Here is a 12,916-nt window from a genome sequence, read left to right as displayed (position 1 = left end):
AGACGAAATGAAAGAGATTCTGCTAGGGGTCAATATTGACCATGTTGCCACCGTCAGAAACGCCAGAGGAACGGCTTATCCTGATCCCGTGCATGCCGCTGAGATTGCGGAACGCGCCGGGGCAGATGGTATCACTATTCATTTGCGTGAAGATAGACGGCACATTATTGATCGCGATGTAGAGATTCTTCGCCAGACATTGCAGACCAGGATGAACCTGGAAATGGCAGTCACTGAGGAAATGTTGGTCATAGCCTCACGTATTCGCCCTGAATTTTGTTGCCTGGTGCCCGAAAAGCGTGAAGAGCTGACCACTGAAGGTGGGCTGGATGTGGCCGGTAATCTGGAAAAAATCCGACTAGCCTGCAATCGTTTAGCGGCCGATGGTATTTTGGTTTCACTGTTTATTGATGCTGATAAAGCCCAAATCGATGCGGCCAAAGCCTGTGGTGCACCTTATATCGAATTGCATACCGGCGCTTATGCCGAGGCACGCAATGAAGAGGAACGAGATATTGAATTGGCGAAGATCGCTGACGGTGCGCGTTATGCTGATAGCCTGGGAATTAAAGTTAATGCCGGACATGGTCTGACCTACCATAACGTTAAACCTATTGCCGCCATTCCGGAAATGATTGAGCTGAATATTGGTCACGCTATTGTCGGTAGGGCGGTGTTCGATGGTTTGCATAAAGCCGTGGCCGATATGAAGCGTTTAATGCTGGAAGCGAGGGCGTAGTAGCTAATGGCCATAGTGGGAATGGGTACCGATATTGTCGAAATTAAACGTATTCAGGATGCCCTGACGAAGTCCCAACGCCTGGCCGAACGTGTGCTAACCGACGCCGAGCTTGCCGACTTTAAACAGCATAATTTCCCTGAGCGCTTTTTAGCCAAACGTTTTGCTGCCAAAGAGGCCATGGTCAAAGCTATTGGCACGGGGATAGGCAGTGGTATCAGTTTCCGGCAGATGGAGATCGGCCATCACGCCAGCGGTGCGCCGTTTTTGCAGTTAAGTGGCAACCTGCAGGCGCTGTGTCAGGCCAAGGGCGTGAGCGCTACCCACCTGAGCATTGCCGATGAACAGCATTATGCTGTCGCCACTGTGATCCTGGAGAAATAACCGCATTATGGTTCAGATTTATAAAGCCCCCAAAGGTAAGAAACAAGGAGCGGTTGGGGCAACTAAGCTAACCCTGAGCATCGATGAATTAGAGCATGGTGGCTTGGGGGTATGCCGCAGTCATCAGCCCGTGGTGTTTGTTGAAGGCGGTCTACCTGGTGAACAGCTTGATGTTCGTATTAGTGAAAAGAAATCCCGTTATTGGCAAGGTATTGCGGTTAAGGTGCTGTCGCCAAGCGCTCAGCGTATTGCACCTTTTTGTCCTCATAGCCGTGAATGTGGTGGTTGTCAGAACCAGCACATTAGTCAGGTTGATTTGCTTGCCCATAAACAAAATGCGGTGGGGCAGTTACTACAACGCCAGACGGGCATAACTAGCTTGAATTGGCAGTCACCCATTCTTGGGCCTGCGCAGGGGTATAGGCGCAAAGCCCGGCTTGCCATCGACGCGCAAAAAAAAGCTGAAGTGAAAGTAGGCTTTCGCGCCAAGGGCAGCGATCAGGTCGTGTCTATCAGTCAATGCCCTATTCTGACCGAGCCACTACAAGCCGTTCTGCCACCATTATTGCACCTGATTAAACAGCTAAGAGGTACCAAGCAATTAGGTCATATCAGTGTGTTGGATGCAGATAACCAGTTGCAACTGTGCTTGCGTATCACCCGTGCATTGCCCGCAGAGGATATCGCCAGACTTCGTCAGTTTGCTGAGGATAATACCCTCAGACTATTGCTTGAAACTGCCCCAAACCGCTTTGAATTGGTCTGTGGTGATAATCAGGATGCGTGTTATTCCCCGGTGCCAGAACTCAGCTTGTCTGTTGGTCCCAATGATTTTATTCAGGTTAATCAAAGCGTAAACCAAGCTATGGTGAATCAGGCGCTGGCCTGGCTGGCGGCAGTCCCCGGTGAAAGGGTGCTGGATTTATTTTGTGGCGTGGGGAATTTCAGTCTGCCACTGGCGCGAGCCGGTGCCAGCGTAATTGGCGTTGAAGGCGTTGAGGCCATGGTGAAGCGGGCATCTGATAATGCCAGTGCTAATGGTATGCAGGTGGATTTTCGTTGTCTGGATTTATCTGATTTTGACGCCTTGTCCCGCCTTCCCACTGAGGTTGACCGGGTGTTGCTGGATCCGGCCCGGGCTGGCGCACAAGCATTGATGCCTATTCTGCACAAACTCAAGCCTAAGGGCATTTTGTATGTATCCTGCAATCCGGCGACCTTTGCGCGGGATGCCGCAATGCTGGTCGAAAAGGGCTGGCAAATCGACAAGATTGGTCTGATGGATATGTTCCCACAGACTGCCCATACTGAATTGATGGCACATTTATCCAGACCGCAATAAGGTTTTGCTGCCAGTGTCATACAGTGCTGGATTGGAGCTGTTTTTTTTGCGAAGCTCGGGGCAGGAGTAACACAATTGATGGTTGACGACTGAGATTATGGTTTCCATTCGCAAGGTGCACAAACAAACCGTTCCTTTTACCCAGTGGCTGGCCTCCCTGCATCTGGCTGATAGCACAGCGGCGAAACTAGCCGCATGTCAGGAACAGTTTGATTGTCCGCTGGTTGGCAGGGAGATGGTGGAGATCCTGCATGATCTGCATATGGACGATGATACGCTGCAAACCGCGCTGCTATTGCCTTTGATTGAACAGCAGGAGTGGAATGAGGAGCGGATCCTGGAGCAGGCCGGAGCCAATATACTTGGTTTGGTACAAGGTGTCAGACGGATGGAAGCCATCCGTACTCTGCATAACAATAAACAAGCCCGCACCGATGAAGCGCAGATAGATAACCTGCGTCGTATGCTGTTAGCCATGGTGGAAGATGTCCGCGCCGTGGTGATCAAATTAGCCGAACGTATTTGTACCTTGCGTGAAGTGAAAAATGCCGATGAGGAAACCCGTGTTCTGGTGGCTAAGGAATGCGCCAGTATTTACGCGCCATTGGCAAATCGTCTGGGCATAGGTCAGTTGAAATGGGAATTGGAAGACCTGTCTTTTCGCTATCTGCACCCGGAAACCTATCGACAAATTGCCAACCTGCTCGATGAAAAACGTCAGGACAGAGAACAGTATATTCTGGATTTTGTTACCAATTTGCAGCAACAGTTAACCGAGCAGCAAATTCGAGCCGAAGTCTATGGTCGTCCCAAGCACATTTTCAGCATCTGGAAAAAGATGCAGAAGAAACACCTGGGCTTTGATGAACTCTTTGATATTCGTGCGGTACGTATTATTGCTGAGCGTCTGCAAGACTGTTATGGCGCGCTTGGTATTGTGCATGCCAACTGGAAGCATATTCCCCGCGAGTTTGACGATTATATTGCCACGCCTAAGCCGAATGGTTATCAGTCTATTCATACCGTGGTGGTTGGGCCACAGGGAAAGGCGGTGGAGATTCAAATCCGCACTCAACAGATGCATCAAGATGCAGAGCTGGGAGTAGCAGCGCACTGGAAGTACAAAGAAGGCGCGCCGGGTGGGCGCAGTGGCTATGAAGAGAAAATTAACTGGTTGCGGAAGATTTTGCAGTGGCAGGAAGAGATGGCCGAGTCAGGGGATTTGGTCGAGGAGCTGCGCAGTCAGGTATTTGATGACAGGGTTTATGTATTCACGCCCAAAGGTGATGTAATAGATCTGCCGCTAGGCTCCACACCGCTGGATTTTGCTTACTATATCCATTCAAACGTTGGGCATCGCTGTATTGGTGCCAAGGTATTTGGTCGTATTGTGCCTTTTACCTATTTGCTGCAAACGGGCGATCAGGTGGAAATTCTCACCGGTAAACATCCCAACCCCAGTCGTGACTGGATGAACCCGCATCTGGGCTATGTGCACTCATCCCGGGCCAGAGCCAAAATACATACCTGGTTTAAAAAACTCGACCGCGATAAGAATTTACAAGCCGGCAAGGAAACCCTGGAAAAAGAGCTGCAACGAATTAACCTGCCCCTGAAAGAAGCGGCAGAGGCCTGTGAGAAGTTTAATTTCACCCATCTGGATGACTTATATGTCGCCATTGGTGGTGGTGATGTACGACTGTATCAGGTGGTGAATTATCTTCAGCAGCGCCATGCCCCCCCCGCACCATTGGATTTGCGTCTAAAGAAAAAAGCCCACCCTTCTCAGGGTAAAGATATGGTGGTAGTGGAAGGCGTAGGTAATTTGATGACCCAGTTGGCGGGCTGCTGTCAGCCACTGCCGGGCGATCCTATTATGGGCTTTATCACACAGGGGCGCGGCGTGAGTGTGCATCGGGAAGATTGTGATCAGCTTATGCACCTGGTGCAGGAGCACCCTGAGCGCAGTATTGAAGTCAACTGGGCCGGTGAACGTAGCGGTGCATTCGAGTCCAATGTTGAGATTAACTGTGCAGATCGTGACGGCATATTGCGCGATATCACCACAGTGCTGGCCAACGAAAAAATTGGTTTGCTGGGGGTTAATAGTTTGAGCAATGCCAAAGAGCATACGGCGCGTATCAGCCTGAAAGTTGAAGTGAGAGACCTCAACAGTCTGGCCAAGATTATTGGCAAATTAAAACTCATTAATGGCGTGGCAGATGTGCGGCGCTCTGAACTCTAGGCACTGTCTTTCGAGCAATACAAGGCGCAAAAGCAAGTGGCGTTAAAGGAATCACAGTGACAATTATTAATGATCAGAACTATCCCAATCTGGATAAGCTGCTTTGGGTAATGGACCGTTTACGGGATCCCGAAGGTGGCTGTCCCTGGGATCTAAAACAAACTTTTGCCTCTATTGTGCCTTTTACTATTGAAGAAGCTTATGAAGTTGCGGATGCCATTGAAGACGGCGAACCCGGAGCGCTTCGAGAAGAATTGGGGGACTTGTTGTTTCAGGTGGTCTTTTATGCCCGCCTGGGGAAAGAGCAGGCCTTATTTGATTTTGAGGATATTGCCGGAGCCATGGCTGAAAAGCTGATTCGTCGACACCCCCATGTGTTTGCGCAAGCACAGTTCGATGAAGGGCAGGTGAAAGCAAATTGGGAAGCCGAAAAGGCCAGAGAGCGAGCAGAGAAAGCGGGAGGGCGAGCTGGTTTACTGGATAATATTCCCGCCACCATGCCTGCCTTAACTCGCGCAGCGAAAATTCAAAAACGTTGTGCAACTGTTGGTTTTGACTGGCCGGATACTCATGGCGTGTTTGACAAAATTCAGGAAGAGATTCAGGAAGTACAGCAAGAATTAGCCAGAACCGACATCGATGACAGTGCGTTGGAAGAAGAGTTAGGTGACTTGATGTTTGCGACTGTTAATCTGGTGCGCAAACTGAAGAAGGATCCCGAAACCTTGTTGCGCCGGGCTAATCGCAAGTTTGAACAACGTTTTGCTTATATTGAAGGGCAACTTGCCAAGCAAGGTGTAACGCTGGAAAAGACCGGCCTGGCAGAGATGGAAAAACTCTGGCAGCAGGCCAAGCAGCACAGTAAAACTTGAGTAACATCAAGGTGTCACCCGAGTGAAACGGTTATCCTACCTGGGTAGAAGGAGTCAAGAGCAAGGATGGCGATACCCTAACTTAGTCTGTAAGAACGAGTATTCATGGCAAAAGTGAAGATTCATCCCGACAACTTGCGTATTGGTATGTATGTAAAGTTGCCGTCGGGCTGGATGAAGCATCCCTTTTTATTCAGCAGTTTTAAGCTGACCAACCAAGAGCAGGTTCGTGTCATTCGTGCCCTGAAGCTTCCCTATGTGCTGATTGATGCCAGTAAAAGTGACGCGCAGCCTGAAGAAGAAGTACAGCTTGCGCCCAAAGAGGTGGTGGAAGCACATACCGACCAGTTGCTTGAGCAAATGGAACATGAGAAAAGCCAGCGTATTGAGGAACTGAAGCAATTTCGTCGCAGTTTGCAAAAAACAGAAAAGAACTTTCAACGTAGTTTGGCGCAAGTTCGTGCCTTAATGACTAAGGTTGCTAGCCGGCCGTTGCAGGCAGTGGAAGAAGCGCAGCAGCTAATCAGTGAGATGGCTGATGTGATCCTGGGCGAGGAAAATGTTGCCTTACATCTGATGAACCCGGATCCACAAGGGGATGATTTATACTTTCACTCCCTGAATGTGGCGGTTCTGGCTATGATGTTGGCCCGGCAGGCGCAACTGAGTCGCGAACAGGCACTGAAACTGGGATTAGCAGCGCTGTTTCATGATGTGGGGAAATTGAAGATTCCCAGCCAGGTGCTACGTAAAACCACCGCACTGAGCCGACCCGAGCAGAACCTACTCAATATGCATTGCCAATATAGTGTGGAGCTTTTAAAGCACTCAGATGCTTTTCCTGCGGACATCTTACCCGTTATTTTGCAGCACCATGAGCATATGGATGGCAGCGGTTATCCACGAGGGTTGGATGGCAAAACAATGGATCCGTTGGCGCAGATATTGATGCTAGTGAACGAATACGACAATCAGTGTCACCCGCAAAACCCGGCTAATGCCAAAATTCCTTATCAGGCTTTGTCCTATCTGTTTAAAAGCATGAAAGCTAAGCTGCCTGATAGAGAGACAAAGTTGCTGGTGAAGTTGCTCGGTGTTTATCCTCCCGGCACTGTGGTGATGCTGTCTGATAAAAGAGTCGGCATGGTGATCTCGGTTAATACCGCAGACCTGCTCAATCCGTCCTTATTGCTTTATGATGATTCGGTGCCCAGTACAGAGGCTCCCATGGTGACACTAAAAGATTACGGCGCCACGGTTCAGAAGGTTATTAAGCCTTCGCAGTTGCCTGAACCTATCGCCTTATATTTAAATCCGCGCAGTCGGATCAGCTATTTTGTTGATAACACATAAAAAAACGCTCCCTCGGGAGCGTTTTCTGTCTACATAAGCTTACTTGCGCTTTCGTGCAAAACCCAGGGCCAACAATCCCAAGCCCATCAGTGCTAAAGGTGCTGGTACAGGCACGCCAATAACGTTACCGCCAACGGTGGCGCCATCAAAGGCCATGGCGCTGTCATAGCTGTTATCGTCCCAGTTTACTACACCCATTTGCAGGTAATAGTTGCCGGCGTTAGCAATGTTGTAGCTGGCTTTAATCCAACCGGTATAGCCGCAACCATCGTCAAAACAATCGCCAGAGTCAGAACCCAGCACAGACCATAGTGGTCCGCCACCAATAATTGGTGTGCTGGTTGGGTCCAAGGTCGCTTCAGGTGCAGGCATATCGAAACCAGGTACGGTATCACCAGTCTCGGCAGTTCTTGCGGTGAATAAGAGGGCCACTTGATTCATGGAACTATCCAGTAACCTTGCCCAGGCATAGTCTGCATAGCCTGCGCCATCGGAGGTTACATAGTTAAAGAAGAACTCCAGTGAGTCGCCTGCTCCGGCCGCAAATAAAGGAGATAACGCCACAGAGCCGTCCTGGGGTGTGCCAGTACCGCCGACGCCAGGCAAGCCAACACCACTAACACCATTATTGGTGCTAACATAGCCAAACTGCGCGCTACCATGTGGAGACGTAGTGATATCACCGTCACCTGCCGTGCCGCCGAAATTGCCCTGTCCGGTCCAGCCGGTCATTAATGATGCTGATGCTTGTCCAGCTAAACCCATGCTGGCTAACACCAAACAGGCGGCATTTACTGCATTCCTAAACTTCATTTATAACTCCTTGAATTTTTAGCTATTTGTCTATTCGCATTAAGTTAGCGCATAGCATTAAGCAGTTTCTATTCCACTTTGTTAAATGCATTTAAAAACAATATCTTGCTGTGTTTTGTTCGGCTTTTTTATGGTTCCTTGTAAAAAAAATAGACAGCCTCAGTAAGATTCAGATTTAGTGTTTTGTGATTTATTTGTTAATTGTTGGTGCGGTTGTTCTTGACTAATAGACTGGCTATGTTTTTGTATAGGAAGGTGTTCGCTTTGTGGCAGTACAGCGAAGCCAATTAAGGCAGCTTTATGGTTGCATGCAGGAGCGCAATGGCAATGGAGAGTAATTCGGGAGTAACGTATGTTAGCCCATAAACAGTTTTTTACTCTGCGACTGTCTGACTATCTTGCACCGGAAACGGTGGAGGAGTTTGACAGTTGGCGCTTTATGGGACGGGAATGGATGGGGGAAGCGTTCGGTGCCACGGAATTTCTGCGTTTACGTAGCCAGCCTGAGTTTACCCTGCTGATTAATTTGGATTTGCAGGAGTTACCGGCAGTAAAAATAAAAGAACTATTGCTGCGTCTGGAACTCGCCGTATCGCCTGGAATGGATGAAAAAGACATTCTGGCGTTATTGGGGGCACCAACTAAGCGGCATGATTTTTTGCCGGATAGACAAACCTTGGATTATCAATTATTTCAACCAGACCCCTACCATTTGTCACTGACATTACGAAAAGAAAAGGGGCTGACTAACTTACTATTGTTGGCGGAGGATTTATCAAAACCATAGGCTTATTGGGTGGAATGAGCTGGGAGAGCACGCAAACTTACTATCAACTGATCAATCAGGGTGTGCGCGACAAGCTTGGCGGTTTGCATTCAGCTAACCTTATTTTAAACAGTTTGGATTTTGCAGAAATAGAACAACTACAAGCAAGAGGAGATTGGGAAGCCGCAGCGGCATTATTAACAAGAGCAGGGCTACAGGTTCAGCGCGCCGGAGCTGATTTTTTGCTGATATGCACTAATACTATGCATAAAGTTGCTGATGCGCTGGAAAGCGTTTTGGATATTCCACTGCTGCATATTGCAGATGCCACGGCGACACAGCTGAAAGCCAAAGGTATTGAGCGGGTGGGGTTGTTAGGGACGGCCTTTACGATGGAGCAAGCTTTTTACCGTCAGCGTCTTATCCGCCGTGATATTGAGGTTGTAACGCCTGTAGCGCTACAGCGTGAGCGGGTGCATCAGGTAATATATGAGGAGCTTTGCCAGGGACGTATTCTGGATGCCTCGCGAGCGGAGTATTTGCAAGTGATTGATGACCTGGCGGAGCAGGGAGCGCAGGCCGTGGTCTTGGGGTGCACGGAGATTGGTTTATTGGTTAAGCAGGCTGATACCTCTGTGCCCTTGTTCGATACCACAGAGATTCACGCCGCCAGCGCGGTGGACTGGGCATTATCAACTCATTAAATAAGGAAAACGTATGGCAACAATTACTCTTAAGGGCAACCCAATTGAAACCGTCGGCTTGCTGCCGGAAGTTGGCAGCCAGGCCCCGGATTTTTCACTGGTGAATAGTGACTTGTCAGAAACTTTTTTGGCCGATTTTAAGGGCAGTCGCTTGCTATTAAATATCTTTCCTTCTGTGGATACGCCAACCTGTGCTATGTCCGTCAGGCAGTTCAATCAGCAGGCGGCGGCACTGAGCAATACCAAGGTGTTGTGTGTGTCAGCTGACTTACCCTTTGCTTTGGGTCGTTTTTGTGGCGCTGAAGGTATAGACAGAGTGAGTAGTGCGTCCTGTTTTAGAAGTGCTTTTGGTCAGGATTATGGAGTGGCCATAAAAACAGGGCCTTTGGCAGGTTTGTTGTCGCGGGCCGTGGTGGTGATAGATGAAAATGGTACAGTCATCTACACCCAACAAGTGCAGGAAATTGCTGACGAGCCTGATTATCAGCAAGCTCTCGCGGTGTTGTCCTGATAGAAAGTAAAAGGGCTGCCAAGTGGCAGCCCCGTTGTTAGCTTTGAAAATTACGCTTCACGGCTAAATAAGGACTCTAGGTTTAATCCCTGATGCGCCAGCATATCACGCAGGCGTCGTAAGGCTTCTACCTGGATTTGTCTGACACGCTCCCGTGTCAGGCCGATTTCGGCGCCCACATCTTCCAAGGTGGAAGGTTCATAGCCCATCAGACCAAAGCGCCTGGCCAATACTTCGCGCTGCTTGGCATTTAGCTCATTGAGCCAATGCACAATGCTACTGCGCATGTCTTTGTCCTGAAGCTCATCTTCCGGCCCATGGCCTTTTTCATCGGCAATAATGTCTAGCAATGCCTTATCATTATCACTGCCGATAGGGGTATCGACCGAACTGATGCGTTCATTCAGACGCAGCATTTTGGTGACATCTTCTACCGGTTTGTTTAATGCATTGGCAATTTCTTCGGCGGTGGGTTCATGATCCAGCTTTTGTGCCAATTCACGTGCAGCCCGCAAGTACACATTCAGCTCTTTCACCACATGGATGGGGAGGCGAATAGTACGGGTTTGGTTCATGATAGCCCGTTCAATGGTCTGACGAATCCACCAGGTCGCATAGGTTGAAAAACGGAATCCCCGCTCGGGATCAAATTTTTCCACCGCCCGGATCAATCCGAGATTACCTTCTTCAATGAGATCCAATAAGGCTAAGCCACGATTGTTGTAACGGCGGGCGATTTTAACCACCAATCGCAAGTTACTGACGATCATACGCTTTCGCGAGGCTTCACAGCCTTTTAAGGCGCGGCGGGCAAAGTAGACTTCTTCCTCAGCGGACAGGAGTGGAGAAAAACCTATTTCTCCCAGATAAAGTTGGGTGGCATCCAGATTACGATGCATCTCTTCCTGATTAGCAAGAATTTCCTCCATGGGGTCGACTTCGTCATCTACATCTTCAAGCTCTGATTCGACAACGTTATCAAACTCATCATTCAGCTCAGCATCGGTGATGGCAGTTTTCTTTTGACCCATAACAGCATCTCCAGCAAGGTTGTTTGTTTAGATAATTTTCCTCTTTCGTCCTTTCCAGTGTTGTTATTATTTATTGTTATGGTCGATTGGGTAAAAAACGTAATGGATCCACTGACTTGCCTTTATATCTAATTTCAAAGTGCAACATGGTCTGTGACGTTCCACTACTGCCCATTTCGGCAATGTGTTGTCCGGGCCGCACCCAGTCCTGTTCCTTGACCAGTATTTTGCGGTTATGAGCATAGGCAGTGAGGTAGGCATCAGTATGCTTGATGATTATCAGGTTACCGAATCCTCTCAGTGCGTTGCCCGTATAGACAACTTTGCCAGCTGCCGACGCCAAGATGGGCGTACCAGACGAGTTGGCAATATCAATCCCTTTGTTTCCCTGTTCCGAAAGTGAAAACTGCCCTACGACTTTCCCCCTAGTGGGCCACGTCCATTCCGTAACCTGTGCGGGGAAGTCCGAGGCTGTCATCCGTTGCGTATTTTTCTTGGTGACAGTGGTGGACTTTTGAGCAGTCTTGGATTCACCATACGCCTGCTTCTTAGGAGGGTCAACTGGCTGATTTGCTTTTATTTTGGAGGTCTGACCAGATCGCTTTGTAACAACTTTTTTACTCTTTTTGTTACTTTCCCGGAGCTTTAAAACCTGTCCAGGGTAGATGGCATAAGGCGCAGACAGCTTGTTAATTCTGGCCAAATCTTTGTAATCGTTGCCCGAATACCAGGCGATAGAAAAGAGGGTGTCGCCTTTCTCCACCTGATATTCGGTGGCGTTCCCCAGTTCTTTAAATTGTTTAAAGGTTCGGGCTTCACTGAGGGTGACAACCGGGGCAGGGGCATGGCGGGAGCTGCAGCCACTCAGCAATAATGCTGATAACAATACTGTCCCACAGCCTCCTCGCCAACCTGTCACAGTTTTACCTAAGCAGCAGATAGGCAATCACTGCCAGCACCACAGTGGCCCAACCTAGGGTTTCGACATAGTCGCGTAGTTTGTCTTCCATCTTCTTGCCACCCCAGCGCATCAATCCGGCAACCAGATAAAAACGCATAGCTCGTCCAACGGTGGAGGCAAGCACAAAAGGCAGAAAGGCCATTTGTAGAAAACCCGCGCTCACAGTAAAAACTTTATAGGGGATGGGGGAAAAACCGGCGATAAAGACGACCCACACACCATATTGTTCAAACCAGTTGATGGCTCTATCCATTTTGTCCTGGTAGCCCATTTCCTGAATCAGTGGCTGTAGGAAAGATTCAAAGGCCAACATGCCCAGAAAATATCCGGCAATACCCCCCCAGTACCGAGGCAACCGAGGTTAGCAGTGCATAGCGCCAGGCTTTGTCAGGATTTGCCAAAGACATAGGGGCTAACATCACGTCTGGTGGTATGGGAAAGAAGATTGACTCTGCGAAGGTCATACCGCCCAAATAGGCCGGTGCGTGCTTATGTCGTGACCACAGCATGGCCTTATCGTAAAAATAACTGAAAATCTTCACATTATTGCTCCCGGCACCAAAGGCACAAACCGCACTGCTTCCACTGTCTTTTGTTCAAATTCATTTCCTTTTCGAGTTACGGCATACAACTGTTGGCTGGCATTACCAACCGGGATAATCAAGCGGCCACCATCATTTAATTGCTCCAATAGCATTAGCGGCATATGGCTGGCCGCGGCGGTGACGATGATGGCATCAAATGGGCCCTTGCTAGCCCAGCCCTGCCACCCATCACCGTGTTTCATAGCGATGTTGTGCAAATCTAAAGACTGCATGCGGCGCTTGGCCTGGTATTGCAGCGCCTTGATACGTTCAACGCTAAACACTTTGTTAAATAACTGCGCCAGTATGGCAGTCTGATAACCTGAGCCAGTTCCTATCTCTAGCACTGTCTGGGCGCGATTAGGTGCATCCAGCAGCAATTCTGTCATACGAGCCACGATATATGGCTGGGAGATGGTTTGTCCCTGACCTATGGGTAACGCGGTATTCTGGTAGGCCTGATGCTTTAATGCATCGGGCAGGAATTGTTCGCGCGGGGTTGCCGCTATGGCATGCAAAACCTGTGGGTTACTTATCCCTTCCCGGTTTAGCAGTTGGGCCAGGGTTTCTCCCTTGCGTGTCGTGGCTCTAGGTGTTTGACTCATGGAGTT

General features: G+C 49.2%; 13 protein-coding genes and 1 pseudogene. 9 read left to right on the top strand and 5 right to left on the bottom strand.

Annotation, left to right across the window (positions count from 1 at the left end):
* Positions 1-7 precede the first annotated feature (7 nt).
* The 6 genes from pdxJ (at position 8) to IEX02_RS08775 (ending at position 6,935) form a co-directional block, all read left to right on the top strand.
* Positions 8-739, top strand: coding sequence for a pyridoxine 5'-phosphate synthase (gene pdxJ, locus IEX02_RS08800; RefSeq protein WP_188693355.1), 732 nt, complete (start codon positions 8-10; stop codon positions 737-739).
* Positions 740-745: 6 nt separating this feature from the next.
* Positions 746-1,123 (top strand): holo-ACP synthase, encoded by a 378-nt coding sequence (acpS, locus tag IEX02_RS08795; RefSeq protein ID WP_188693352.1) that lies wholly within the window; start codon positions 746-748, stop codon positions 1,121-1,123.
* 7 nt (positions 1,124-1,130) lie between these two features.
* Positions 1,131-2,465: a 23S rRNA (uracil(1939)-C(5))-methyltransferase RlmD gene (gene rlmD / locus IEX02_RS08790; RefSeq protein ID WP_188693349.1), complete on the top strand. Its 1,335-nt coding sequence runs from the start codon at positions 1,131-1,133 to the stop codon at positions 2,463-2,465.
* A gap of 97 nt (positions 2,466-2,562) precedes the next feature.
* Positions 2,563-4,710 (top strand): GTP diphosphokinase, encoded by a 2,148-nt coding sequence (gene relA, locus IEX02_RS08785; protein WP_188693346.1) that lies wholly within the window; start codon positions 2,563-2,565, stop codon positions 4,708-4,710.
* A 56-nt stretch (positions 4,711-4,766) separates the two neighbouring features.
* Entirely contained in the window at positions 4,767-5,582 is an 816-nt protein-coding gene (mazG, locus tag IEX02_RS08780; protein ID WP_308422488.1) for a nucleoside triphosphate pyrophosphohydrolase, read from the top strand.
* 105 nt (positions 5,583-5,687) lie between these two features.
* The gene (locus IEX02_RS08775) at positions 5,688-6,935 is read left to right on the top strand and encodes an HD-GYP domain-containing protein (protein WP_188693343.1); all 1,248 of its coding nucleotides are present in this window, start codon (positions 5,688-5,690) and stop codon (positions 6,933-6,935) included.
* Positions 6,936-6,974: 39 nt separating this feature from the next.
* Here the strand turns inward: IEX02_RS08775 and IEX02_RS08770 are convergent, their stop codons facing one another.
* On the bottom strand, positions 6,975-7,748 hold the full coding sequence (locus IEX02_RS08770) for an NF038132 family protein (RefSeq protein ID WP_229702163.1): 774 nt from the start codon (positions 7,746-7,748) through the stop codon (positions 6,975-6,977).
* 352 nt (positions 7,749-8,100) lie between these two features.
* On the opposite strand from IEX02_RS08770, the gene IEX02_RS08765 reads away from it, so the two are divergent.
* Genes IEX02_RS08765 through tpx form a run of 3 tightly spaced genes read left to right on the top strand, consistent with a single transcriptional unit; the run spans position 8,101 to position 9,729 of the window.
* Entirely contained in the window at positions 8,101-8,535 is a 435-nt protein-coding gene (locus IEX02_RS08765) for a hypothetical protein (protein ID WP_188693341.1), read from the top strand.
* Entirely contained in the window at positions 8,523-9,218 is a 696-nt protein-coding gene (locus tag IEX02_RS08760) for an aspartate/glutamate racemase family protein (protein ID WP_188694143.1), read from the top strand. Before IEX02_RS08765 ends, IEX02_RS08760 begins: the two co-directional genes overlap by 13 nt.
* A 13-nt stretch (positions 9,219-9,231) precedes the next feature.
* Positions 9,232-9,729: a thiol peroxidase gene (gene tpx, locus IEX02_RS08755; RefSeq protein ID WP_188693339.1), complete on the top strand. Its 498-nt coding sequence runs from the start codon at positions 9,232-9,234 to the stop codon at positions 9,727-9,729.
* A gap of 50 nt (positions 9,730-9,779) precedes the next feature.
* Here the strand turns inward: tpx and rpoS are convergent, their stop codons facing one another.
* From rpoS to IEX02_RS08735, 4 genes and pseudogenes are all read right to left on the bottom strand, one after another.
* Entirely contained in the window at positions 9,780-10,760 is a 981-nt protein-coding gene (gene rpoS, locus IEX02_RS08750) for an RNA polymerase sigma factor RpoS (RefSeq protein WP_188693336.1), read from the bottom strand.
* Positions 10,761-10,836: 76 nt separating this feature from the next.
* The gene (locus IEX02_RS08745) at positions 10,837-11,679 is read right to left on the bottom strand and encodes a peptidoglycan DD-metalloendopeptidase family protein (protein ID WP_188693333.1); all 843 of its coding nucleotides are present in this window, start codon (positions 11,677-11,679) and stop codon (positions 10,837-10,839) included.
* Positions 11,680-11,683: 4 nt separating this feature from the next.
* Positions 11,684-12,263 (bottom strand): annotated as a pseudogene (locus tag IEX02_RS08740) (YqaA family protein).
* Positions 12,260-12,910 carry a protein-L-isoaspartate(D-aspartate) O-methyltransferase gene (locus IEX02_RS08735; RefSeq protein WP_188693329.1) on the bottom strand — a complete coding sequence of 217 codons (651 nt, stop codon included), beginning with the start codon at positions 12,908-12,910 and terminating at the stop codon, positions 12,260-12,262. The pseudogene IEX02_RS08740 and the gene IEX02_RS08735 overlap by 4 nt, the downstream one beginning before the upstream one ends.
* Between the last annotated feature and the right edge of the window lie 6 nt (positions 12,911-12,916).

This window comes from Bowmanella pacifica (assembly GCF_014645355.1).
In the GTDB taxonomy this organism is placed as follows: domain Bacteria; phylum Pseudomonadota; class Gammaproteobacteria; order Enterobacterales; family Alteromonadaceae; genus Bowmanella; species Bowmanella pacifica.
Note: the sequence above shows the minus strand (reverse complement) of the source record. Positions and strands in the feature narration are given on the sequence as shown.